This window comes from Bifidobacterium gallicum DSM 20093 = LMG 11596 (genome assembly GCF_000741205.1).
In the GTDB taxonomy this organism is placed as follows: Bacteria; Actinomycetota; Actinomycetes; order Actinomycetales; family Bifidobacteriaceae; genus Bifidobacterium; species Bifidobacterium gallicum.
In genome coordinates, this window is record NZ_JGYW01000005.1 from 67,946 (window position 1) to 93,504 (window position 25,559).

Sequence of the window (25,559 nt, forward strand, 5' to 3'; positions counted from 1 at the left end):
AAACTGTTAGGTTAATGGATGGAAACCAACCGAAGAACAGAAGAGGCAACGGTGGCAAATCCCCAAGAACCGAATGCCGCGGCTGACGTCGAGATGAGCCAGTACCTGGCAGACAGGGCTCGCGTCAACGAGGAAAAAATTAAACAGGATGATGCAATCATCGACCAGTTTGGCGAATACACGTATGGCTGGCATGATTCCGATGCCGCAGGTGAGGCTGCGAAAAAAGGCATTGACGAACAAGTTGTGCGCGAAATTTCCGCAGACAAGCATGAGCCTGAATGGATGCTCGACATGCGTCTGAAAGGCTATCGTGCGTTCGTTGACATGCCGATGCCTGACTGGGGTGTCGATTTGACGGGCTTCAATGCCGATGATTTCAAGTACTATGTCAAGCCTGTGGGCAAGCAGGCCGCCACATGGGAAGACCTGCCTGACGACATCCGTACGACCTACGACCGTCTCGGCATCCCCGAAGCCGAGAAGAGCCGGCTCGTGTCCGGCGTCGCCGCCCAGTATGAGTCGGAAGTCATCTATAACTCGATTCAGGAAGATTTGGCCGCGCAGGGTGTCATTTTTGTGGACACCGACACGGCAGTGCGTGAATACCCTGAACTTGTGCGCAAGTGGTTTGGTAAAGTCGTGCCGCCCGACGACAACAAGTTTGGCGCGTTGAACACGGCCGCGTGGTCAGGAGGTTCGTTCGTATACGTGCCCAAGGGTGTGCATGTGGATATCCCGTTGCAGGCCTATTTCCGTATCAACACACCGAACATGGGCCAGTTCGAGCGCACGTTGATCATTGCTGATGAAGGCTCCTACGTACATTACGTTGAGGGCTGCACGGCCCCGATCTATTCCACTGATTCGCTGCATGCGGCCATCGTCGAAATCGTGGTGGAAAAGAACGCGCGTGTGCGCTACACGACCGTGCAGAACTGGTCGAACAACGTCTACAATCTCGTCACGCAGCGCGCCTATGTGCGTGAAGGCGGCACGATGGAATGGGTCGACGGCAACATCGGTTCCAAGGCCACGATGAAGTATCCGGCTTGCATTCTCGCCGAACCGTATGCCAACGCGTCCACGATGTCGCTCGGTTTCGCCGGTGCCGGCCAGTATCAGGACACTGGTGCCAAGATGATTCATCTGGCTCCGCACACGAGCTCCACGATTGTGGCCAAGTCCATTTCCCGTGGCGGCGGCCGTTCAGCCTACCGCGGTCTGGTCAAGATTGTCGAGGGTGCTGAAGGTTCCAGTTCGAACGTCGTATGCGATGCGTTGCTCGTCGACGATTTTTCGCGTTCCGATACCTATCCGCATGTTGACGTGCGTGAGGATGACGTGTCGATGGCTCACGAGGCTACCGTTTCCAAGGTTTCTGAAGACCAGCTGTTCTATCTGATGAGCCGCGGCCTGGAAGAAAAGGAAGCCATGGCCATGATTGTGCGCGGCTTTGTCGAGCCGATCAGCCGTGAGCTGCCTATGGAATACGCATTGGAACTCAACAGGCTTGTTGAACTGCAAATGGAAGGATCGGTGGGCTGATTTATGGCTACCGTCAAGGAAATCAACATTCCGGTAGCGGACCCTCACGATCCGTACAAGGTTCCCGCTGCCATGCCGTCGAGCGCTGACCGTGCGCCGCGCTCATTCTCACTCGACGATTTCGCTGTGCCGTCCCGTAAGCAGGATGATTTTCGTTTTACTCCTGTGGACCGCATCAACGAATTCTTCGTGCCATTCACCGCGTCAGGACGCACGCATGTCACAATCAGTGACATGAAAGGCCACAAGCTCGACGCGGCCAAGGTCGAGGCTACGCGTGAAGCCATGGGCGAGCGCTATTCGGGCAAAGTGTCCAAACCGAACGACCGTCCCTCGGTGGTGCAGTGGAACGCCAGCGCCGAGGCGGTAATCGTGCATATCAAGCATGATCTTGACGAACCGGTGCTTGTCAAGGTGGAAGGCAGCGGTATGGATATGGATGCGTTGCATCTGGTGATTCATGCCGATGCCAATGTGCATGCCGATGTGGTGGTGCAGCATAGCGGTATGGCTATGCTGGCTGAAGGTGTGGAAATTACGACAGGGGAGGATTCCCAGATTTCCACGACGTTTGTGCAGGAATGGCAGGCGGGTTCCAAACATGTGGGCAACCATCGCATCCATGTGGGCAAGGGCGCGAGCTTGCGCCATGCCGTCGTGACGTTGGGTGGCGATGTGGTGCGCATCCGCATGGATCAGGATTTTGGTGGCGACCATGGTGATGTGAACATGCTCGGCATCTATTTTGTGGATCCGGGCGAGCATATTGAGCATCGCACAATGGTTGTGCATAACGAACCCGATTGCAAGTCCCGCGTGGTATACAAAGGTGCGTTGAGCGGTAAGGGCGCGCACTCCACATGGGTTGGCAACGCACTGATTGAGCCCACCGCTCCAGGTACCGATTCCTATGAGCTCAACCGTAATCTTGTGCTCACGCCTGGTGCTATTGCCGATTCCGAACCGAACCTGGAAATCGAGAACGGTGATATCATCGGTGCCGGCCACGCCAGCTCCGTCGGACGTTTTGATGACGAGGAATTGTTCTATTTGCAATCACGCGGTATCAGCGAACGCGAGGCGCGCAAGCTTGTGGTCCGTGGATTCTTCGCGGAGCTCATTGAGGAAATTGGCGTGGACGCCATTTCCGGCCATCTTATGGATGCCATCGACCGTCGTCTGGCACGTAGCGAAACCCCCAACTCCGATTCCGTCTTCGAGGAGGACAAGTAATCATGCATACATTGGAAATCAAGGATCTGTACGCCTCCGTCGAAACGAAGGAAGGCCGCAAGCAAATTCTCAAAGGTGTCAATCTCACGGTCAAATCTGGTGAAACGCATGCCATCATGGGACCGAACGGTTCGGGCAAATCGACACTGGCATACACCTTGGCCGGACATCCCAAGTATGAGATCGAGCAGGGCCAGGCGTTGCTTGATGGCCAGGATTTGCTGTTGATGACGCCGGATGAGCGAGCCAAGGCTGGTCTGTTTTTGGCTATGCAGTATCCCGTTGAAGTGCCGGGTGTGTCGATGACGAACTTCTTGCGCACGGCCAAAACCGAAGTGGATGGCAAAGCGCCTGCAATCCGCACGTGGACCAAGGAACTCACTGAAGCGATGAAGCGCCTGAAGATGGATCCCAAGTTCGCTACGCGTTCGGTCAATGAGGGCTTTTCTGGTGGCGAGAAGAAGCGTGCTGAAGTGCTGCAACTTGAGATGCTGGCTCCGAAGTTCGCCATCCTCGACGAAACCGACTCAGGCCTGGATGTGGATGCGTTGCGTATTGTGTCGGAAGGTGTGAACCGTGCCAAGGAGAAAGACAACTTCGGCATTCTGATGGTCACGCATTACACGCGTATCCTCAAATACATCAAGCCGGACATCGTGCATGTATTTGCCGATGGCCACTTCGTGAAGACCGGTGGACCTGAATTGGCTGACGAACTGGAAGAACGCGGTTACGACGAGTTCATGCCGGAAGGCGCTTCGGAATCGGCATTGGCCTGATTGCGTAACATTCACATATCATCCCATCGGCGTTGAAGGAGTAGCATTGGCACCCACGTTGCAGCAGATTCGCGAGCAGTTCCCGATCCTTGGCACCACTGTGCATGGCAAACCGCTTGTATATCTGGATTCAGCGGCCACAGCGCAAAAACCGCAGAGTGTCATTGATGCTGAATCGCAGTTCTATGCGACAATCAACGCCGGTGTGCATCGCGGCGCCCATGAACTCGCCGCCCGCTCCACGATGGCGTTTGAGGACGCCCGCGCCAAAGTCGCACGCCTGGTAGGCGCCAATGCCCAGGAAGGCGAGGAGGAGCTTGTGGTGACGTCGGGCGCCACGGCAGGTCTCAACTTGTTGGCTACCGCGTTCGGCAACGCGTCATTGGGCCGTGGTGGACAGGCTGCGCAGCGTTTCGCGTTGCAGCCGGGTGACGAGATTGTCGTCTCCAAAGCTGAACATCATTCGGTGTTGTTGCCGTTCCAGGAATTGGCGGCCCGTACGGGCGCCACGTTGCTCTGGTTCGACTTGGACGAGGATGGTCGCATCCGATCCGACATGGCCGACGAGGTCATTAGTGAGCGCACCAAAATCGTCGCTGTCACGCATGTGGCCAATGTGACTGGCGCAATCACGGATTTGGCGCCCATCGTACGCCGCGCGCATGAGGTCGGTGCCATTATGGTGCTGGATGCCTGCCAGTCGGTGCCGCATTTGGCTGTGGATTTTCATGCGTTGGATGTGGACTTCGCCGCGTTCAGCGCACACAAGATGTATGGTCCGACGGGCGTGGGATTCCTCTATGGCAAACGTGAGTTGCTGGAAGCGTTGCCGCCGGCGAATTTTGGCGGTTCGATGGTCGAATTGGCTTGGATGGATCAGCCGGCCCAATACATGATGCCGCCGGCACGCTTTGAAGCGGGCACCCAACCCGTCGCCCAAGTCGTGGCTGCCGGTGTGGCCGCTGAATGGATGCAAGGCATCGGCATGGACCGGTTCGAACAGCATGAACGCGCGATTGCCAAAGAATTGCTCAAGATAGGCGACATTGACGGTGTACGCATTCTTGGACCGGCCAACGACCGTGATCGCATTGGCACGGTGGCGTTCGAAATTGAGGGTGTGCATCCGCATGATGTAGGCCAATTCATTGACGCCCAAGGCATTGCGATCCGTGTGGGCCATCATTGTGCGCAACCCGTGCATCGCCATTTCGGCGTTTATGCATCAAACCGTGCGTCAAGCGGCATTTACAATACGGTCGATGAGGCTCGGGCTTTCGTGCAAGCCGTGGCACAGGTACGACCGTTTTTTCACGCATAGTGGGAGAAAAGGGAAATAAATATGGCCGAAATAGATAGCGGACTGGAACAAATGTATCAGGAGGTCATTCTTGAAGCCTCCAAACATCCGCACGGCAAGCAAACGTTCGCTGCTGATCTGGCCGACGAACATGCCACAGCGGGGCAAGCCAGCGTGACCGCGCTGCATGAAGCTTGCACTACCGGGCAGTCCCACCAGTTCAACCCGACGTGCGGTGATGAAGCGACCGTATATGTGGAAATCAGCGCGCAAGAACCGCATATCATTGAGCGTCTGATTTGGGACGGCCATGGATGTTCAATTAGCCAAGCCAGCTTGTCAGTCATGGTTGATCTGGTGGAAGGCCAACCAGTCGACCATGCGATGGAACTGTTTGCGGATTTCCATGAGCTGATGCAATCGCGCGGCAGGGGATTGGATGACGAGTCCAAGGAAGAAGCGTTGGGTGACGCAGTGGTCTTCCAAGGTGTATCGAAATATCCGATGCGCATCAAATGCGCATTGCTGGGATGGGAAGGTCTCAAGGATTCGATGGCCAGGGCGTTGACAGCTTCGGGCTCACCGGCGCAAGATGAGGCCTAGCCAAGAACGACGCAGTCACGTACCATTACATGACAGGAGAAACGAACGATGTCGGATTCCATGGTGCCCGGACCGCAGTCAACTATTTTTGAAGCGGTCAACCGAGCCATACCGAATGTTGATGAGGCTGAGGCTGTGATGGCCAATCCTTCATTGGCAAAAAACCTCAAAGGAGGAACCTTGCAGCAGGAACAGCATGAATGCGCATGCGGTGGGCATGGCGAGGATGGATGCTGCAACAATGGCATTGCGATGAAAGCCATCGATGATATTGGCCGTGCCACAGCAGAAGATGTCAAAGAAGCGTTGCACCAGGTCATCGATCCCGAACTCGGCATCGATGTGGTTGACTTGGGACTTGTCTACGGCATTGAAATTGACGAGTTGGGACGTGCGATCCTGACGATGACATTGACGACACCCGCATGCCCGTTGACTGATTTGATTGAAGATGAATGCGCCACAACATTGGCTGGACTCGTGGAAGAGTTCCGCATTGACTGGACGTGGACGCCGCGCTGGACTGTCAACAACATCACGCCTGAGGGACGTGAACAGCTGGCGGCCATCGGGTTTAATCTCGACGCGTTGCCGCGATACTGATGGTGCCGGCATACCAATAGGCGGATATTCACGATTCATATGATTGCGCCTCACATCGCTCCTCAATGGAGCTGATGTGAGGCGCAGCTTCTTTATTGTGCTTGCTTGGGTGAGAGATTGATGGCATGACGTGTACCGTGCGGCTCACTTTCGTGTGGCATAAAACGCCACGGCGCTGGATGCGGCAACATTGAGCGAGTCAACACCATGGCTCATTGGTATTTTGACGGTCAAATCAGCATGGGCGATTGTGGTATGGCTTAAACCGTCGCCTTCAGTGCCGAAAATCAACGCGAGTTTATCGATATGGTCACGTTCCAGCGGGTCGCTGCGCAAGCGACGTTCCAGCTCTTGCATCGAAATGGAATCATCAGTCAACGCCATGGCCACAGTAGTGAAGCCCAAGCCATGCAATTGCTCAAGTCCCGCCTCAGGCCATGCATGTTTGTCGGCGGTGCGCACATCACCCTCACCGCCGATACGCGTCCATGGTACTTGGAATACCGTGCCCATCGATACGCGTGCTGCACGACGATACAGCGGGTCGGCACACGATGGAGTAACAAGCACGGCATCCACGTCCAACGCGGCCGCTGACCGCATGATGGCGCCCACATTCGTATGATCCACCACATTTTCCAACACAGCCACACGGGTTGCATTGCGGCATACGTCCTCGACACTAGGCAATGGCCAGCGACGCATAGCCGCTAACGCGCCACGATGCAACCGGTAGCCGGTCAGCTTGTGCAGCGTGGCCTCACTGCCAATGTATACGGGAATGTCAGGCCCCCAATGCTCGTCAATGAAGGCGAACTCATCGCCCATACCATCAATCCACTGTTCTTCCACCAGCAAGGACAATGGTTCGCGGCCTGCGGCCAACGCGCGGTCGATGACTTTTGGCGATTCGGCGATAAACAGACCTTTGCTTGGCTCAAGTTTGTTGCGCAACTGCAATTCAGTCAGGTTCACATAAGCGTTGATACGTTCATCATCAACGGAATCAATCGGTATGAACTGCATGGCAAAGCCGGCCTTTCTACAGATGCGCACATTCGGATGACAGGGATAGGGAAGTTCGCTGATCGGAAGCGCTCCAGTCGTAGCGTACGCCAGAATACCAACAACTGTGCGGCCTGTGCGGCACACATGATGGCCGTGAACACTACGGAATGTCCATATTGTGAACGTGTCGTCCATCATGTCAACGTGGCGCTGCTAGGTTAACGGAAAACTTCACACGTCTTCGATACGCCAGATTCGCTGACAACACCGATTGACGTTGTTCTATGGAAAGGAGACCCATGCAGGTTATGGCATCACCTTGCACTGCGCAGGGTTTCCTCAATGTGCGGCACGATGACATGATGGCCGTTGCCGCAATTCGTCGAATGCGTAACTCCCGGACCAACGAGATGGCCGGGGACCTTGCAATCGCTGTTCGGTAATCATTATGCGATTGTGACATTCGCCGGTCCATCCGCAATCCGGGAGCTTTGCCGCATAGCAAGCGCATACGTTGACATCGTATTGCTAGTTGCCGCAGTGCTGATATTGTCCAAGCTGTTCTTCACATCCCGTCATATGTCAATGTGACCCACAACGTATTGAGCCACATGACGGTTGCCGCTTGACCAAGCCCCATTATCAGACCATTTGACATCACATGGATCGCCAGGCAACCCAATCACCATTTCCATTCCCTGCCTTGCGCACCATGCGAATCCTGTATGAAGGAACCATCATGACGAACCAGCATTTCGAAACCCTCCAAATCCACGCCGGCCAGGAAACGCCTGATCCGGCCACAGACGCACGCGCCGTGCCGATTTATGCCACCACATCATTCGTGTTCAATGACAGCGCCCATGCCGCAGCACGCTTTGGGTTGAGCGACGCGGGCAACATTTACGGACGTTTGACCAATCCCACACAGGAAGTGCTCGAGCAGCGAGTGGCTGCACTTGAAGGGGGAGTGGCCGCACTGGCTGTGGCATCGGGCGCAGCCGCCATCACCTATGTGGTCCAAGCTTTGGCCCACCAAGGGGACCACATTGTGGCACAACGCACGATTTATGGCGGTTCAGCGAATCTGCTGACGCATACGCTACCGGACTTCGGTATTGACTCGACACTCGTGGACGTGCATGACCTTGATGCGGTCAAAGCGGCAATCCGCCCGGAAACAAAGGCGTTGTACATCGAAACGTTGGGCAATCCCAACAGTGATATCCCTGATATTGATGCATTAGCGCAGATCGCCCACAATCACGGGCTGCCGCTCGTAGTGGACAACACGTTCGGTACGCCATATCTGATTCGTCCGATTGAGCATGGTGCCGACATTGTGGTGCATTCGGGTACCAAGTTCATTGGCGGCCATGGCGCTGCGCTGGGCGGCCTGATTGTGGATGGCGGCACGTTCGATTGGGCTGCGTCCGGCCGATTCCCATGGCTTTCCGAACCCAATGCCAGCTATCATGGAGTCCGGTTTACCGAGGCTGCAGGACCGGCCGCATTCGCGACATATGTGCGAGCCATCCTACTGCGCGATACAGGTGCCACGATTTCGCCGTTTAACGTATTCCTGTTGCTGCTGGGATTGGAAACGCTCTCATTGCGTGTGGAACGGCATGCCTATAACACGCAGCGTGTTATTGAGTATCTGGCAAACCATCCACTCGTCGAGACCGTGCATCATCCGTCGTTGCCTGACCATCCTGACCATGAGTTGTACCAGCAGTATTTCCCGAACGGTGCAGGCTCCATTTTCACGTTTGAGATCAAGGGTGGGCAAGAGGAAGCGTGGCGGTTCATCGACAATTTGGAACTGTTCTCGTTGCTTGCCAATGTGGCCGATGTCAAATCACTGGTCATTCATCCAGCCACCACGACCCATGCGCAGCTGCCCGAACAAGAACTGGCTCAAGCCGGCATCAAGCCCAATACGATTCGCCTGTCCATCGGCACTGAACATATTGATGACATCCTCGCCGACCTCGATTGCGGATTCGCCGCACTCTAACCCGGAGGTCTTGGTGACAATGCCATAGCCATGAGCAGTGTGTGTCTCCAGTATTGCGACTTGGAGACATACACCGTTTATAGCCCCCATAGCGACTGCTCTGCTTCCATCAGATAAGGGGAGCATATATGCAAAAAATCCTTGGATTCGTAAGAATCCAAGGATTTCGTGGTGTCCGGAGCGGGACTTGAACCCGCACGCCCGTTTAAAATAGGCACTAGCACCTCAAGCTAGCGCGTCTACCATTCCGCCACCCGGACAGGTGTTGGTTGCTCGCGGCAACGAAATGAAACTATAAGCCGCTCCACTGGTTTACGCAAGTCTCGGCGTGTCGCATTGAGTAGGCATACCAAACACTGTCATCTGGCGCGCATCGACATCACGGTCATGCACCACGCCGTGGGTTAGTGGCAACGGTAGATTGGAGCGCATGACGAGTCCAATGTTTCTGATTGACCCCAGCCATGATGATTCACCGCTCAATGGTGACACCTTGCACGAAGGATGGGTGATTGAACTTCCGGATGCGGTACGCCGCCATGCCATGGGCGCCATGCGTCTGAAGAACGGGGACGCCCTGCAATTGTCCAACGGCAAAGGGCTGCGTATCAATGCCAGTGTGCTTGATGACCAGAGCGGCTCGGTGCAGGTGCGTAGTTTTGAGACGGAACCGGAACCGCGCATCCGGTTGGCGCTGATCCAGGCATTGGCCAAAACGGGTCATGATGAACAGGCCATTGACATGGCTACGCAGATTGGTGCCGATGAGATCATTCCGTGGCAGGCTGACCGCTCGATCGCACGGTTTAAGCAGGGGCGTACCGACCGCAAATGGCAGCAAACGCTCGTGGCTGCCACCGAGCAATCACGCCGCGCATGGATTCCCAAGCTTGGCGAATGTGTGCGTTCTTCAGGTGTCGAAGCCATTTGTCGCCGTGCCTGTGTGCATGGGGATGTGGTGGTTGTGTTGCATCAGGATGAAACCACGCATTGGTCGCATGTCGAAGAAGCTGTGCAAGCGATGATGAACCGCACGTTTGAAGACGAACGTGCACGAACCGTGTATGTCGTGGTCGGTCCCGAAGGCGGCATCAGCGAACAGGAAGTGGCGCAGTTCGCCAAAGCCGGAGCATTGTGTTGCGTACTGGGCAGTACCATCTTGCGGGCGGCTAGTGCGGGACCGGTGGCCTTGGCATTGCTGAGCCGCACAACGGGACGCATCCTGTAACTGGAGTTAAGTCTGCGCCGCTATCGTTGAATCCTATAGGCGCCCATGCGTCGGCATAGTGCACGCGCCACAACATTGGCCTATATTGATGTGGCGAAAATCCGGCAATATCAATACGATGGTGCTCAGTACGCATGAGTGTGGCACCCACGCCCGTGAGCACCATGATGGCAACATGATTAGAAAGGGAACCATGAAGGACGAGAATTGCATTTTCTGCAAGATTATCGACTGTGAAATCCCCAGTGAGAAAGTCTACGAAGACCAGACCACCTACGCCTTCAAAGATATCAATCCTCAGGCGAAAGTACATATCATCATTGTGCCGCGCAACCATTATGAGAATGTGGCGCAGCTGGCCAAAGCTGATCCCAAGCAGCTGGCCCATATGGTGCAAGTGGCGCAGCAGCTCGCCGATGAGGAGTTCCATGGCGCATACCGTCTGGTATTCAATACGGGCGAAGATGCGGGGCAAACCGTGTTCCATGTGCATGGCCATATTTTGACCGGTGAAAAACTTGATGAATAAAGCCGCGACGAGAGGTGGGCAGAAATCAATATCGTGAATCTGCCCACATTCCTGAATCATTGTGCGCAAACTTTACACGCAACCAACTAACAAGGGGATGACAAAACAGCCTTGGCGACCACCACACGAACCGTGACGATTCCCGACCGACTTGACGCGGTCAACGTTTTCGGACCCGCAGACGAAGTGCTGCGCGAAATTGATGAACGCTTCGGTGACATTACCATGCACGTTCGCGGCAATACCGTGACGATTCAATCAACAACCCGGGAAGGCGAGTCCCAAGCCAGCCAAGCCCAAGACATTCTTGAGCAAGTGATGGACGCCGCCTATGGGTCGCCTATGGACGCCGCTACCGTCCGCCGCATGCTCGATCAGCAAGTGCTGTCCAATCCCGTTCGCCAGCTGGTTCCCGGACACGGTGAAACGGTCGAGAAATTGCGCGCCGCTGAACGTTCGATCCGCTCGCCACGTGAGCAGCGGGCCGAACGGCGCAAGCCGCAGGTTCCGGGAACGATCACGTTTGCAGCAGGCGTTCCGGTGCGCCCCAAAACAGCAGGACAAACAGCCCTCGTCAACGCAATCAATGACGCGACAATCACGTTCGCAATCGGTCCGGCAGGCACGGGAAAAACGTATCTGGCCGTGGCCAAAGCCGTGCGTGATTTTCAGGACGGCCGTATCCGGCGCATCATTCTGACACGTCCGGCAGTGGAAGCAGGAGAACGATTAGGATTTCTGCCCGGCACATTGAACGAGAAAGTCGATCCCTATCTGCGACCTCTCTATGACGCGCTATCCGACATGCTGGGCCCCGACCAACTCAAGCGCTGCATGGATGACGGCTCGATTGAAGTGGCACCCTTGGCGTACATGCGCGGACGCACACTCAATGACGCGTTCGTGATTCTTGACGAAGCGCAGAACACAACGGAACAGCAGATGAAAATGTTCCTGACGCGCCTGGGATTCAATACCAAAATGGTGGTCACAGGGGATGTGACCCAGGTTGATCTGGAGACGCCGCGCACGCGCAGCGGGTTGCAGTCGATTGAACGTATCTTGGGTGGCATTGCCGGCATTGCATTTGTGCACTTGGGTGAGCATGATGTAGTCCGGCATGCCTTGGTGGGCCGGATTGTGGCGGCATATGAACAGGCCGATGCCGCGGCCGGCGGCCATGCGCCAACCCGAGCCGCACATGGCAAGCGGCAGCATAGCGAGGAGCAAACGCAATGAGCGTGGACGTGACCAATGAAACCCAATGGCAGATTGATGGAAAAGTGTTTTCCGATCTGGCGTTATGGGTGATGGAACAGATGCAAGTGAGCACGCAGTCGGATTTGGCCATCCTGTTTGTCGATCCCGACCCGATTGCGCAACTGCATGAACGCTGGATGGGACTGTTGGGACCTACCGATGTGATGAGTTTCCCGATGGATGAACTGCGTCCGGGAAGCACCAACGCACTGTCGGAAGGCATTCTTGGCGACATTGTGATCTGCCCGTGGGTGGCAGCCCAACAGGCTGCCGCCGCAGGGCACAGCGCAATGGAAGAGATGCTGCTGCTGACGATCCATGGCGTATTGCATCTGCTGGGCTATGACCACCGCACCAAAGACCAGGAACGCCAAATGTTCGGCTTGCAACGCCAACTGCTGTTGACATTCTTTGCCGTGCGCCAAGGCACGCACTGGTCGCTCGAAGCGCCGCAAGGGGTGCCTGACGCTTTGCAAATATGGGATGCGGAACACGGCGGATTGCGCCAGTTTGGCCATTGAGTGCGTGATGATTGCGCAATGCTCAAGCTTGTTTTTACGGGTTGACGCGGGGCGCCGTGTTCATGGAAACCATCCGCATGCAAACCATGCAAACAAGGAAGAAGGAGCCTCATGACTGAGGCGGTAACCATAGTTGTCAGTGTGCTGTTGGGTATTGCAGTAGTGCTGTTGGTCAGTCTGTCCATGACGTTGGCATCGCTGGAAAACGCCGTGCGCTGGGTGACTCGGGCCAGCATGAACAACATGGTCATTGACCTGCGCACTGACGGTGAACTCAGCGAGTTCATGCGCGGCAAACGCATCCATCGTGTGTACCGGATTCAACGACTCGTGGCGGACCGTTCGGGAACGGGGAGTGCCTGCAGTTATTGCCGTGTGCTTGCCAACGTGTTTACGGGTACTTGTGTGGGTGCCATCATGATGGTGTGGGGGTTCCAACTGTGGGTTGTGCTGTTGGCGGGCTTCCTGTTCAGCATTGTTGTGGCGCTCATAGTCATGTTGACGCAACCGCGCAACCTGGGCAACCAGCAGCCGTTGCTGCTGCTGATGAAGCATGCCACGCTGATGAGTGTGGCCTGCAGGCTGGCGCCGTTTGCCTCTAGGGCCGCAAAGAAAAATGAGCATCCTCATGCTGAACTTTCCGATGATGAGGAATTGGAAAAACTGCAGCTTGATCAAGGTCGAGCCGCCATTGATCGTATTGCGGAATCCAACAATTTTGATGATGAGATTTCTGAAATGCTGCGCAATGTGCTGACTTTGGCCGACACGTTGACCCGTGAAATCATGGTGCCTCGCACTGATATGATCACGATCAATGAAGATGCCAAACTCGGCTCGTTTCTGAAGCTGTGCTCACGTTCGGGGTTCTCGCGTATTCCGGTGATTGGTGACGATGTGGATGACCTTATTGGCATCGCCTATCTGAAAGATGCCGTGCGTGCAACGGCATTCAACGGTTCAGCCAAAGATCGTTCGATTGCTAGCATTGTGCGCAAACCGATGCTTGTTCCTGAATCGAAACCTGTGGACGACCTGTTCCATGAGATGCAGCAGACGCGCCATCATGTGGCTGTTGTTGTTGACGAGTATGGCGGCATTGCCGGCATGGTAACGATTGAGGATGCGCTTGAGCAAATCGTGGGGGAGCTTGAAGACGAACATGATCGCACGCAACATGCGGAACCGCATCAGCGTGATGACGGGGCATGGCTGTTGCCGGCCCGTACTCCGATTGCCGAGCTCGAGGAGCTGTTTGAAGTCGATCTCGACGAAGACGACGTGGACACGGTCTATGGCCTGCTGACCAAGTTGTTGGGACGCGTGCCAATTGTGGGATCAAGCGTGCAAACTCATGGCATCCAATTGACTGCAGTGGATTCGGCGGGACGGCGCAAAAAAGTGTCGATGATTGTGGCCCAACCCGCAGCAGTCGATACTGACACAGAAACTGGAGAGCAGCGAGAACCCGGCAAGGATCAGGAATCCTCGGTCCATGAATCTGACCGACATGATGAGCATCATGCTCATTCGGCAGAAGGCTCCAAGACCTCGCAGCACAATGCTGATGCTGAGGCTGGGCATACTGACCACACTGACCACACCAACCATACAGAAAGAGACAAGCATGAGTGAGACAGCAGCCACCGAGACTACCGATACTACGGCTACCGCGGATACCACGTCGCATCCAGACCTGAACGTGACGCGTTCAGGGTTCGTGGCCGTTGTGGGCAGGCCGAACGTCGGCAAGTCCACTCTGATCAATGCGTTATTGGGCACGCAAATCGCCATCGCATCTTCGCGTCCGGAAACCACGCGCAAAGCCATTCGAGGCATTTTGACGACGAATGACGCGCAAATGGTGCTCGTGGACACGCCAGGTATTCATCGCCCGCGCACGTTGCTCGGTCAGCGTCTTAACGACATTGTGGATGAATCATTGGCGGATTGCGATGCCATTGCGTTCCTGCTGCCGGCCGACCAGGAAATCGGCCCCGGCGACAAGCGCATTTTAAGTCGTTTGCGTGCCGAGTTCGCCCATAAACGTGATGATGGTTCATTCAGCTGGAAAGTGCCGCTGATTGGTGTGCTGACCAAGATTGATGAACTTGATCGGGGAACCCTGATCAACAAGCTCATCGAAATCAACGAATTTGCTGATTTCACTGATATTGTGCCCGTCAGCGCGCTCAAGGACGACAACATCGAAGAAGTGCGCAATGTGCTGATTGAGCATCTGCCTGAAGGTCCGCAGATGTATCCTGCCGAACAAATCACTGAGGAACGCCCTGAAGAGACAATCGCCGAACTGATTCGTGGCGCATTCCTTGAGGAACTCAATGATGAATTGCCCCACTCTTTGGCAGTGGTCGTCGATTCCATTGAATATCCGATTGACGAGGAAACTGGCGAGCGCTATAACGGCAAGGCCACCGTCATGGTGTCGATTTATGTGGAGCGTGACTCGCAGAAACCCATCATCATCGGGCACAAAGCCGAGCATCTGGTGCGCGTCAAGAAGAAACTGCGCACTGCTGTGAACCGCATTGTTGGTTGCAAAGCGCAGCTTGACATGCATGTGAAAGTGGCCAAGGGCTGGCAGTCCGATCCGAAGAAGCTTGAGAAGCTCGGGTTCTGATCCGGTTGGAAGTCGCACTAGCCGGGCAATATCGGCTTGTGCAAGACGGTAATGTCAATAACTAACCGTGTGTAATACAAGAAATACGGGAGGGGTGTCCAGTGCAGTTGTTGCACTGGACACCCCTCCTCATTGGTATGGGCTGAATGGTGATGTGCTGGAAGCCGACAGGTCAGCGGCCGTCAACATTCGCTGCGGGATTGCGCTTGGTATACATCTGTGTGTTCAACAGGTTGGTGTAGCGCTGCAGCACCTTCGGACGGATAATCTTCATGGATGCCGTCATCAACCCGTTTTCTTGGGAGAACTCTTCAGGCACAATAATGAACTTGCGCACTGACTCAGCACGGGATACGCCTTCATTCGCCTTGTCGACCCAGGTTTGCACCTCGGCGCGTACGGCGGCATTGTTGCATGCCTCTTCCATCGTCATATCGGGGTTGAGTCCCTTGGATTGCAGCCATTGCGCCAACATGTCGGGATCCAGCGTGATCAATGCCGAGATGAATGGACGCTTGTCGCCCAGCACTAAGGCTTGGGAGACGATCGGGCAACGTGTAATGACTTCCTCCATGGGGCCGGGGGAGACGTTCTTGCCGCCTGCAGTGATGATCAGATCCTTCTTGCGGCCGATGATGTAGAGGAAGCCATCATCATCCAAACGTCCCAAGTCACCCGTGCAATACCAGTCATCTTCAGTGAATGAGGATTCGGTGGCTTCTTCGTTCTTGTGATACCGCTTGAATACCGAATCACCCTTGACTTGGATTTCGTTGCCATCGCCGATGCGCACTTGGAATCCGGGGAACGGGATGCCAACAGAACCCTCATGGTAGGGCACGGAAAGCGGGTTGAACGCGCAGGGTGCTGTGGTTTCCGTGCAGCCGTATCCTTCATAGACCGGAACACCCGCACCGCGGAAGAACGCCATGAGTTCAGGATCCAGCGGAGCGCCACCCGTGACGAACCATTGGGCATGTCCACCGAGCACTTCACGGATTTGCTTATAAATCACGGGATCAAACGCGTTACGGCGAGCCGTCACAAACTTGCTGGCGTGGCCTCGTTCACCAATTTCATGCATGTACTTCTGTGCTGCCACCACTGACGCGGCGAATACCATGCCCTTGGGGCCGGTTCCGGCTTTCTGGGATGCGGCGTTGTACACCTTTTCGAGCACACGCGGTACCACAATCATGATGTGTGGGCGTGCCACTTTCAAGTCGGCAGTCATCGTCTTGATGCCTTGGGCAATGTACAAATGAATGTCGGAAGCGACGCAAATATAGTTGATCGCACGCGCAAACACATGGGCCTGCGGCAGGAACAGCAAAACGCGATGCTTCTTGTTGAACAACAAATCCGGCATATATGGGGGCAAATTGACGGCCGTGGCGCAGAACTGCTCATGCGTGATTTCCACGCCCTTCGGTGCTGCCGTGGAACCCGACGTGTACACGATTGAGCACAGGTCGTTGCGCTTGACCGAGGCGATACGCTTATCAAGATCGGCATCGGAAACACCGGCACCGTAAGCTTTGAGTTCGTCCAAAGCGCCATTCTCAAAATTCATGACGCGTTCAAGCTTCGGGCATTCTTCGACAGCCTTCGGTGTCTTGGCTTTCATCTCGTCCGTTTGCACCACGAGCAATCGGGCATCGGAGTTCTGGCAGATATCACGAATCTGCTCAGCTGAGTCCGTGTCATAGATGGTGGCGAGCACGCCGCCGATAGATAGCACTGCGGCGTCGAACACATCCCACTCATAGCAGGTGCGGCACATGAATGCCACGCTATCGCCACGCTTGAGACCGTAATGCAGCAGACCCTTGGCGACTGCGCGAATGTCTTCAAGCGTCTCATTGCCGGTCTTGGTCAACCATGTATTGCCGGACTTGTATGTGTACAGCGGTTCATCACCCATACGTTCGGCTCGATTGGCGTACAGGTTATAAATCGTGAAATCCTCGGGCAGTGGAGGATTACCTTCGGTGGATGCCGTGATGAAACTGGAATCGGCATCGATGAAGGTGGTCGTAGGCCGGTCGGGACCCCAATAGTCCACATGTGGCAAATGCTCATAATCATGATGCTGTGGCATCAGTGAGGGATCCACATAATCAGGTGTGTCGGAAGAAGCGTCATCGCTGACAGGATGGGAGAAATCCGATTTGAGGTTCAATACTTTTTGCGCCGTTTTGGACGCGGTATGATGCAGCGACTGCAGTAACGACATGATGGTTGCGCTCCTTGATTCGGCGGGATGACCCGCGTGGGGTGACGGAACAATGGGCAAATAAAATCCGCCGATGCTTATCTACAGCACGAGTCTAGCCGTGAAATAGCACAACACATTGCTACGGTACCGTAATTACTGCTGGAATCTCGCCATTTTCCAGTGATTCAGCGAAAAACACGGAGCTATCTACGCTGTGCCCGAACAGCGGTGATGCAGGATGCATCCAGTGCCGTTCACAGTGCCGTTGATGACGTTGTTGTTGCGACCGGCAGCTGTGCCTACTCGCCGCTGCCACAGGCGCGGGGTCCACTGGGTGAATCTGGGCCAACGCGTGCCGAATGTCACCCCCGAAACGTCTGGTAACCCATTGCAATGCCGAAAGATGGACACATTTCGCCCAAATAGGTGTATTTGGTTACAGTAGTGCGCTGAATAACCACACATCCCATAGTGGGGGATGCGAAGAAAGGGTTCAAATGGCTGAACAACCAGAAGGCAGCGTGCTCTTTGGCGTGTTCGACGAGACGTCGGATCACGAGAGCCGTGTCGCCCTGACGCCGGATATTGTTACTCGCCTGCGTAAAGCGGGTGTTACGTGTCTTATCGAATCGGGCGCAGGAAACAAAGCATTCTATACGGATGCCGATTATGAGGCGGCAGGTGCGAAGGTCACCACCGCACAGCAGATTATTGAGCAAGCCAATGCCATCGGTTTTGTGGACCGACCCTCGGCCGAGCTGGTCAAGAAGCTCAAGGCCGGCACCTGGGTTATCGGCATGTTGGGATCGTTCACCGATGAAGCATATGTCGATGAGCTCAAGCAGCAGGGATTGACCGCTGTGGCTATTGAGCGTTTGCCGCGCCAGCTGAGCGCCGCCCAGTCCATGGATGAGATGACCTCGCAGAATTCGGTCATGGGTTACAAGGCTGTGCTCGAGGCAGCCAATGCCTATGGTTCGTTCCTGCCGATGATGACGACGGCCGCTGGCACCATCCGCCCGGCGAAGATGCTGATTCTCGGTGCCGGTATTGCCGGTTTGCAGGCCATTGGTACGGCAAAGCGTCTGGGCGCTGTCGTCACGGCATATGACGTGCGTCCTGCTTCCAAGGATGAGGTCGAATCGCTCGGCGCCAAGTTCCTTGACTTGGGTCTTGATTTCTCGAAGGGCCAAGGCGAGGGCGGTTATGCTCGCGCGCTGACGCCTGAAGAGCAAGCAGCCCAGCAGGCCGCTGTCGACGAGAAGGCCGCTGGTTTTGACATCATCATCACCACGGCCAAGGTGCCAGGCCGCAAGCCTCCAGTCCTGCTGACCAAGCAGGGTGTGGACGGCCTGCATCGAGGTGCGGTCATTATTGACTGCGCGGCCAGCGAGCTCGGTGGCAACGTGGAAGGTTCCGCTCCTGGCACGCAGGTCACTGAAGGTGGCGTGACGGTGATTGGCGCCCCCTATTTGGCAAGCGAAGTCAGCACGACGGCATCGAATCTGTTGAGCCGTAACGTGGCTGATATTCTTACGCATTTCATCAAGGATGGCGTTTTGACAATTGACCCATCCGACGAGATCGATCAGGCCATGGTCGTCGCAGGAACGAAGGAGTAATTCATGCCTACTCTCGTGGTATCCATCACATTGTTCGTACTCGCACTGCTCATCGGTATCGAGGTCATCGGCAAGGTGCCCGCGACACTGCACACGCCGTTGATGTCCGGTGCCAATTCGATTCACGGCATCGTTATCGTTGGTGTCGTCATCGTGGCCGCCACAGCCGACAACTGGCTGTCGTATGTGTTCATCTTCCTTGCCGCAGTGCTCGGCACAATGAACGTGGTGGGCGGTTACGTGGTCACCGACCGCATGCTTGAGATGTTCAAGTCCGACAAGTCCAAGTCGAAGAAGGAAGGCGATAAGTAAACCATGCTCGTCATTGCAGAACTGAACCAAGGGCCTTCCGTGCTCGACATTGTGGCATGGTTCGTGTACCTGTTTTCGGCCGTCATGTTCGTCATGGGCCTCCATTTCATGAACTCCCCGAAGACCGCCCGCAAAGGTAACTTCATTTCGGCATTCGGCATGATTGTCGCTTGCGTCATGGCATTCGTCGTGCTGTTTGTGCAAGGCTTCATCAGTGTCACCGCCGTCATCGTGCTGATTGCCGGCATCGCCATCGGCGCCATCGCCGGTGTCGTCTCGGCCAAGAAGGTCAAGATGACCGACATGCCGCAGCTGGTGTCCGTGTTCAACACCGTGGGTGGTGGCGCTGCTGCGCTCGTGGCTTTGAACGATATCCTGGCCGGTGAGGAACCCAGCCTTGTCGTGCTGATCACGGCAGGCCTCGGTGTGCTAATCGGTTCGATCACGTTCACGGGTTCGTTGATCGCCGCCGGCAAGTTGCAGGGCATCAAATGGGTCAAGAAACTCAATCTGCCGGGCAAGGGTTTCTGGAATATCTTCTTTGCCGCGTTGACGATTGCCGCGTTCGTGTTGCTGTGCGTGTTCCCCGAGCAGAAGCTGCTCTGGAGCATCCTGACCACCGTGTTCGCGTTGTGCTATGGCCTCGTGTTCGTCATCCCGATCGGCGGCGCCGACATGCCTGTGGTGATTTCCGTGCTCAACGCTTGCACTGGTACGGCTGTGGCCATGTCCGGCCTGGCCATTGACAACGTGGCTCTGATTGTGGCTGGCGCGCTCGTGGGTGCCGCTGGCGTGACGCTGTCGGTGCTCATGTCCAAGGCCATGAACCGTCCGCTGCTGTCGGTGCTTGCTGGCGGCTTCGGCGGTTCGGATGCTGCCGGCGGTGCCGCTGACGGTCCGGAAGGCACGATGAAGGAAACGTCCGCTGATGATGTGGCTGTGCAGCTCGTCTATGCCGACAAGGTCATCTTCGTGCCAGGCTTCGGTCTGGCTCAGGCACAGGCTCAGCGCGAACTCGCTGATTTGGGTGATTTGCTCAAGGAACACGGCGTGGAAGTCGAATACGCGATTCATCCGGTGGCCGGCCGTATGCCTGGCCATATGAACGTGCTGCTCGCCGAAGCCAACGTGCCGTACGAGGAGCTCGTGGATCTGGACGATATCAATCCGCAGTTCCCGTCGGCCAACGTGTCGCTGGTGGTCGGCGCCAACGACGTGACGAACCCTGCCGCTCGCAAGCCCGGTACGCCAGTGTCTGGCATGCCGATTCTCGATGTCGACAAGTCGCAGAACGTCGTCGTCATGAAGCGTGGTCGTGGTCGCGGCTATGCAGGCATCGAAAACGAGCTGTACTTCGAAGACAACACGCAGATGCTGTTCGGCGACGCGAAGGCCGGCCTGCAGGCTGTCATCGCAGCTGTCAAGGAACTGCTGAACTAGTATCCTCATAGCGATCGTGTGACGAGCATGCGTTCGTCAAGATGGCAATACAAAGCGGGATGGCACTTCAATGGCGTCATCCCGCTTTCGTTATCGTGGGTTTACAGTAAATTGAGCACTGCTGTCACTTTGACTTCTTGGCCGTTTGCTGCGGTGCCGGGAAATAGTCGTCCACAAACGAATCCACGGTGGTCCAATAGAGTTCAGGTTCGGTCAGCACTTCATACACGTGGGCGGCTCCAGGGATCACGAGCTGGCGTTTGTCTGTGGACGGGCATGCGTCGTAGAGGTGCATGATCGAATCCTTGGGCACCACTTTGTCATCGGCGCCTTGCAGGAATTGGATCGGCAACGTGATGCGGCTTACCGCGTCCGTAATCGAAATGTCCTTGAACGAGAATCCTTGCACCATGCGGTTGATCACGTCCACGCCATTGACCAAGGCTTTGGCGATTGGTCGCGGCAGATGCGTGTTGCGCTGCGTCGATCCGATCATTTCCTCATAGGGGGAGTCGAATGCGCTGTCGCACAATATGGCCTTGACATTGCTTGGCATCGGGTGGTCGCCCGCGGCCAGAATGACTGTGGAGCCTCCCATGGAGGTGCCGTCGAGCAGGATCTGCGCTTGCGGGTCTTGCCCAATGATGTAGTTGATCCAGTCGAGCGTGTCCAGGCTTTCGGTGTAGGTCATGCCCGTGTAGCGGTTGTGTTGCAACCCTTCACCGCTGAGCCACGGCACGAGGATTGTGAAGCCTCGCATCGCGAAATGGTAGGCCCATGGTTGCATTTCAGTCGGGGTTCCCATATATCCGTGGATGCACAGCACGTATTGGTGGGGCCGTGGCGTGGAATCGAACGGCTCGAATTTCCAGGCGTGCAGTTGCTTGCCGTCAGTGCTGTCGGTATACACGGAATGCTTCTGGTTGTGGAACCATGCAGCGGCTTCCGCAGTGAAGTCGCTGGGCGTCTGCATCACTTTGAAGCGTCCGCTTTTCTTCATTGCGAATATGGAAATAGGGGATTTCGTGTCAATGGTGAATTCGAACGCGATCGCCGAGGCAAGGGCGTAGAGGCCTGCGCCTGCAGCGACACCGAGCGCCGCTTTCTTCACGATGGTGCCGGCGGTCACGCGCTTGGCTGGGTGTGATGTGGTCATGATGATGCCGCTTTCTGCTCAAGAGCTCAGTCAATGGTTGTCTTAGTTTCCATTCTTGCTGCTGGCACGTCTGCCAGTGAACGCTCTTCTCTTCCAGCAATATTGCCGTCACGGTTGTCAAGCGCAACCAGTTGTTCTTGGTTTGTTCAGCCATGCGGTTATAGTGAGGAAGTTGCTTTGGCGAGGGAGCGCGCGCTCCGTTATCGACTCGGCATGAAAGCGCGGTTCCGCTGTGCTTTCGGCTCGTTGATGCGCTGAAACCACACAGAAAGGAACTCACAATGGCAACCACAACCATTACTCTTGAAGGCAACCTGCGTACTGAGTTCGGCAAGGGCCCGGCTCGCCGCATGCGCGTCGCCAAGCTGATCCCGGCCACCGTGTACGCCGGTGGCGACCAGCCCGTCTACCTGACGCTGCCGATGAAGGAAACGACGCTGGCTCTGCGTCACAACAACGCCCTGATCACGCTCAAGTATGACGGCAAGTCCACGATGGCAGTGGTCAAGGATGTGCAGCGCAACCCTGTCAAGCGCATCGTTGAGCACGTTGACTTCTATGAGGTCAAGGCCGGCGAGAAGATCGAGGTCGAGGTGCCGGTGTTTGTTGAGGGCGAGCCGAAGGGCGCTGCCACCGCATTCGTCGACGTCCAGATGCTCAAGGTCCGCGCTGATGTGGCCAATCTGCCTGAGCGCATCACGATTGACGTTACGGGTCTGAGCGCTGGCGAGCACATCACTGCTGCCGGCCTTGAGCTGCCGGAGGGCATCGAGCTCGACGTCACCGATCCTGACGAGTCCATCGTGTCCGTCAAGGAAGATGAAGAGGCCGCTGAAGCTCCGGCTGAGGAAGCTCCTGCCGCTGACGCTGAGTGAGTACTGACATTGCGTTGCGCTGAACGGCCCGCTTGATCGCGGTGGCATGCTGGCGCGTGATGTAATGCTTATGAGGGTCCCGCAATTCACACTGGATTGCGGGGCTTTTCCATATCTGCTGTAGCGTAGTCAGGTGCGCCAGATTTGTGCCATCGCAGTATTCCGACTTCCTGGACTTCTGAAGAAACTGTATTGATTACAACAAAGTGGGTCACATGGTGAACATTATCGTTGGACAAGCCGTCCGATTGTGCAACAGTATGGAACCAATCGCAAGCTTCGCGACATCCTTTGTCGACCGACCATGAAGAAGATGATAGTTATGACGAATGAATCCCATCATAATCCGGCTCGTTTGCAGGAGCTCGCCCAGGCATTCACCGTGCTGCCCAACGAGAACAAGGCTTCGGACGCACGCCGTGAAGAGCTGATTGACAAGCCGGCATTCGGCCAGCTGTTTTCCGACAGCATGGCCCATATGAGCTGGACGAAGGGGGAGGGCTGGTCTGACCGCCGTATCGAACCGTATGCGCCGCTCAAGCTCGATCCGGGCGCTTCCGTGCTGCATTACGCTCAGGAAGTGTTTGAGGGTCTTAAGGCCTATCATCATGCCGATGGATCGGTTTGGCTGTTCCGTCCGGATGCGAATGCCGAGCGTCTGCAGAATTCAGCCCGTCGTCTCTATCTTCCCGAGGTGTCCATTGACGACTTCCTCGGTTCCGTGGCCGCGCTGACCATGCAGGATGTCAAGTGGGTGCCCACGCGTCGTGAATACACGCTGTACTTGCGTCCGTTCATCTTCGCTTCCGAACCGTTCCTGGGTGTGCGCGCTCCTGAAGAGGTCGAGTATTGCGTGATCGCATCCCCGTCCGGCCCGTACTTCCCGGGCGAGATTAAGCCCGTCAGCATCTGGGTGGAAAACAAGTATTTCCGCACAGGCCCCGGTGGCACGGGTTACGCCAAGTGTGGTGGCAACTATGCCGCCTCGCTGCTCGGTGAATATCGTGGCATTGAGCAGGGCTGCGAACAGGTGTGCTTCGTGGATGCCGCCACGCAGACCTATCTCGAAGAGCTCGGTGGCATGAACATGATGGTCGTGCACAAGGACGGCCATGTGGAGACGCCAAGCCTGACCGGTTCGATCCTGCCGGGCATCACGCGCCGTTCGATCATCCAGCTGCTGCAGGATGACGGCCATGACGTGGTCGAGACGATGATCGCTCTCGACCAGCTGCTTGAAGACATCAAGTCGGGTGAAGTGACCGAAGTGTTCGCTTGTGGCACGGCAGCTATTGTCACGCCGATTGGCCGTTTCAAGTCGGAAACGTTCGACATCGAAGTCAATGGCGGTAAGCCTGGCGAGTTGACGATGGCCATCCGCAACCAGCTGCTGGGTATTCAGCTTGGCGAAATTGAAGATCCGCATAACTGGATGTGGAAGGTGTGCTGAATACACGCGAGACTAGACTGATTGTCTACGGTGTTGGGGCGTTCACTCTGGATAGTGGGCGCCCCAACACGCGTTATGACGCTGTACTCATATTTCCACTGTGGTAGTGTTTGCGTGTTTCTATTGTGTGCTCGAAAGAAGGGGATTGCGTGGGAATTGCACTACAAACCAGCCCATTCTTCCAGACAATCGAATATCTGGCTATTTTCTTCTGCGGTATGAGTGGAGGCTTGACCGCAATCCGGAAGAAACTGGATTTGCTGACCATTTTGATCACTGCATGGCTGACCGCATTGGGCGGCGGTATTTTGCGCGATCTGTTGTTGGGCGCAGTGCCACCTGCGGGCATTTCTGATCGTGGCTTTGTGTTCACAGCGTTCGCTTCGGGATGCGTGGTCGCCGTCATCCACCCGGAGGTCAACAAACTCAAATGGACGATGCTGACGATTGACGCGTTGTCTATCGGTTTGTTTGCCGTCAATGGTGCGAGCAAGGCGCTCATGTATAACACGTCGGGTTTGACCGCAGTGTTTTTGGGCACGTTCACGGCCATCGGCGGTGGCACAATCCGTGACATTCTGCTCAATGATGTGCCGCAAATCATCCGTGACCGGCATTGGTATATCGTGCCTTCAGTCATCGGCTGCGTGTTGACCGTGGTGGTGTGGCGCATGGAACAATACGGTGCCATCTCGTTCCATGCCGAATTCAGCCTGGACGTGGTCATTGTGTTGCTCGTGGTTGCGTTGCGATTGGCTTCTGTCAAGTTCGACATCGAATTGCCAGGCGCTGTCAAACGTAAGAAAGCTGTGCTGCTGAGCACATTGATTCGCCGTGAGGTCCGTCATCGTGCATCATTGCATGACGAGCATCCCACCAGCATTGTGCAAGAAGTGGACTCGACCGCCAACGATGATGACGGATCCGCCATGCAACTGTTGCGCACACCGTCATCGGCATCCGCCTCATCATCGCCAGCGGATGTGCATCTTCAGGAAAACATGGCAGACATCAAATCTGATGCTGGCCACAATAACCAATAGGGAAGTTGGCAAGTCGGCATCAATCGACGAGCATGACGATTGACATGCCATAGGTGAGAATAGCAAGGGCCATATCAACGATATGGCCCTTCATCATATTCGGTGTCTCGTTTGTTCTGGCGTGCCTCATCAATATGGTTGGCGCCGGTGCGATTGGTGGAGGCATCGCA

22 protein-coding genes and 1 tRNA gene are annotated in these 25,559 nt (G+C 55.7%); 19 read left to right on the forward strand and 4 right to left on the reverse strand.

All coding sequences use genetic code 11. From position 1 onward, the window contains the following. The first annotated feature begins 18 nt into the window (after positions 1-18). From sufB to BGLCM_RS04735, 6 genes are read left to right on the forward strand one after another with little or no spacing between them, the layout of a single operon-like run. The gene (gene sufB / locus BGLCM_RS04710; protein WP_006294073.1) at positions 19-1,548 is read left to right on the forward strand and encodes a Fe-S cluster assembly protein SufB; all 1,530 of its coding nucleotides are present in this window, start codon (positions 19-21) and stop codon (positions 1,546-1,548) included. Between the two features lie 3 nt (positions 1,549-1,551). Further along, positions 1,552-2,781, forward strand: coding sequence for a Fe-S cluster assembly protein SufD (gene sufD, locus BGLCM_RS04715; RefSeq protein ID WP_006294074.1), 1,230 nt, complete (start codon positions 1,552-1,554; stop codon positions 2,779-2,781). Between the two features lie 2 nt (positions 2,782-2,783). Next, positions 2,784-3,560: a Fe-S cluster assembly ATPase SufC gene (sufC, locus tag BGLCM_RS04720; RefSeq protein WP_006294075.1), complete on the forward strand. Its 777-nt coding sequence runs from the start codon at positions 2,784-2,786 to the stop codon at positions 3,558-3,560. A gap of 46 nt (positions 3,561-3,606) precedes the next feature. Further along, a complete protein-coding gene (locus tag BGLCM_RS04725) occupies positions 3,607-4,881 on the forward strand; it encodes a SufS family cysteine desulfurase (protein WP_006294076.1) in 1,275 nt (424 codons plus the stop codon). Between the two features lie 21 nt (positions 4,882-4,902). After that, positions 4,903-5,463 (forward strand): Fe-S cluster assembly sulfur transfer protein SufU, encoded by a 561-nt coding sequence (gene sufU, locus BGLCM_RS04730; protein WP_006294077.1) that lies wholly within the window; start codon positions 4,903-4,905, stop codon positions 5,461-5,463. 48 nt (positions 5,464-5,511) lie between these two features. Next, entirely contained in the window at positions 5,512-6,066 is a 555-nt protein-coding gene (locus BGLCM_RS04735) for a metal-sulfur cluster assembly factor (protein WP_044084984.1), read from the forward strand. Positions 6,067-6,210: 144 nt separating this feature from the next. On the opposite strand, the gene BGLCM_RS04740 is transcribed toward BGLCM_RS04735, so the two are convergent. Then, a complete protein-coding gene (locus BGLCM_RS04740; protein WP_006294080.1) occupies positions 6,211-7,092 on the reverse strand; it encodes a TrmH family RNA methyltransferase in 882 nt (293 codons plus the stop codon). A gap of 721 nt (positions 7,093-7,813) precedes the next feature. Here BGLCM_RS04740 and BGLCM_RS04745 point away from each other — a divergent pair. Continuing rightward, entirely contained in the window at positions 7,814-9,094 is a 1,281-nt protein-coding gene (locus BGLCM_RS04745) for an O-acetylhomoserine aminocarboxypropyltransferase/cysteine synthase family protein (protein WP_044084986.1), read from the forward strand. Between the two features lie 169 nt (positions 9,095-9,263). Here the strand turns inward: BGLCM_RS04745 and BGLCM_RS04750 are convergent. Next, positions 9,264-9,354: transfer RNA gene (locus BGLCM_RS04750), tRNA-Leu, on the reverse strand. A gap of 170 nt (positions 9,355-9,524) precedes the next feature. Here BGLCM_RS04750 and BGLCM_RS04755 point away from each other — a divergent pair. From BGLCM_RS04755 to era, 6 genes are all read left to right on the forward strand, one after another. After that, a complete protein-coding gene (locus BGLCM_RS04755) occupies positions 9,525-10,322 on the forward strand; it encodes a 16S rRNA (uracil(1498)-N(3))-methyltransferase (protein WP_044084988.1) in 798 nt (265 codons plus the stop codon). 193 nt (positions 10,323-10,515) lie between these two features. Then, positions 10,516-10,851 carry a histidine triad nucleotide-binding protein gene (locus BGLCM_RS04760; protein ID WP_044084990.1) on the forward strand — a complete coding sequence of 112 codons (336 nt, stop codon included), beginning with the start codon at positions 10,516-10,518 and terminating at the stop codon, positions 10,849-10,851. Positions 10,852-10,962: 111 nt separating this feature from the next. Next, a complete protein-coding gene (locus BGLCM_RS04765; RefSeq protein WP_044084992.1) occupies positions 10,963-12,090 on the forward strand; it encodes a PhoH family protein in 1,128 nt (375 codons plus the stop codon). Next, entirely contained in the window at positions 12,087-12,632 is a 546-nt protein-coding gene (gene ybeY, locus BGLCM_RS04770) for an rRNA maturation RNase YbeY (protein ID WP_006294087.1), read from the forward strand. Before BGLCM_RS04765 ends, ybeY begins: the two co-directional genes overlap by 4 nt. Positions 12,633-12,743: 111 nt before the next feature. Further along, positions 12,744-14,267 (forward strand): hemolysin family protein, encoded by a 1,524-nt coding sequence (locus BGLCM_RS04775; protein ID WP_006294089.1) that lies wholly within the window; start codon positions 12,744-12,746, stop codon positions 14,265-14,267. Continuing rightward, positions 14,260-15,273 carry a GTPase Era gene (era, locus tag BGLCM_RS04780; RefSeq protein ID WP_006294091.1) on the forward strand — a complete coding sequence of 338 codons (1,014 nt, stop codon included), beginning with the start codon at positions 14,260-14,262 and terminating at the stop codon, positions 15,271-15,273. Before BGLCM_RS04775 ends, era begins: the two co-directional genes overlap by 8 nt. A 172-nt stretch (positions 15,274-15,445) precedes the next feature. On the opposite strand, the gene BGLCM_RS04785 is transcribed toward era, so the two are convergent. Then, entirely contained in the window at positions 15,446-17,509 is a 2,064-nt protein-coding gene (locus tag BGLCM_RS04785) for an AMP-dependent synthetase/ligase (protein ID WP_006294093.1), read from the reverse strand. Positions 17,510-17,988: 479 nt separating this feature from the next. Between BGLCM_RS04785 and BGLCM_RS04790 the strand changes: the two genes are divergently transcribed. Genes BGLCM_RS04790 through BGLCM_RS04800 form a run of 3 tightly spaced genes read left to right on the forward strand, consistent with a single transcriptional unit; the run spans position 17,989 to position 20,865 of the window. Next, entirely contained in the window at positions 17,989-19,113 is a 1,125-nt protein-coding gene (locus BGLCM_RS04790) for an NAD(P) transhydrogenase subunit alpha (RefSeq protein ID WP_006294097.1), read from the forward strand. 3 nt (positions 19,114-19,116) lie between these two features. Beyond that, positions 19,117-19,425 carry an NAD(P) transhydrogenase subunit alpha part 2 gene (locus BGLCM_RS04795; RefSeq protein ID WP_006294099.1) on the forward strand — a complete coding sequence of 103 codons (309 nt, stop codon included), beginning with the start codon at positions 19,117-19,119 and terminating at the stop codon, positions 19,423-19,425. A gap of 3 nt (positions 19,426-19,428) precedes the next feature. Further along, entirely contained in the window at positions 19,429-20,865 is a 1,437-nt protein-coding gene (locus BGLCM_RS04800) for an NAD(P)(+) transhydrogenase (Re/Si-specific) subunit beta (RefSeq protein ID WP_006294101.1), read from the forward strand. Between the two features lie 124 nt (positions 20,866-20,989). Here the strand turns inward: BGLCM_RS04800 and BGLCM_RS04805 are convergent, their stop codons facing one another. Then, complete coding sequence (locus BGLCM_RS04805) at positions 20,990-22,021, reverse strand: alpha/beta hydrolase (protein WP_006294103.1); 1,032 nt, start codon at positions 22,019-22,021, stop codon at positions 20,990-20,992. 281 nt (positions 22,022-22,302) lie between these two features. Here BGLCM_RS04805 and BGLCM_RS04810 point away from each other — a divergent pair, with 281 nt between their 5' ends. From BGLCM_RS04810 to BGLCM_RS04820, 3 genes are all read left to right on the forward strand, one after another. After that, entirely contained in the window at positions 22,303-22,896 is a 594-nt protein-coding gene (locus tag BGLCM_RS04810) for a 50S ribosomal protein L25/general stress protein Ctc (protein ID WP_006294104.1), read from the forward strand. Between the two features lie 322 nt (positions 22,897-23,218). Further along, entirely contained in the window at positions 23,219-24,346 is a 1,128-nt protein-coding gene (locus BGLCM_RS04815; protein WP_044084995.1) for a branched-chain amino acid aminotransferase, read from the forward strand. Between the two features lie 149 nt (positions 24,347-24,495). Next, on the forward strand, positions 24,496-25,389 hold the full coding sequence (locus BGLCM_RS04820) for a trimeric intracellular cation channel family protein (protein ID WP_006294109.1): 894 nt from the start codon (positions 24,496-24,498) through the stop codon (positions 25,387-25,389). Positions 25,390-25,559 lie beyond the last annotated feature (170 nt).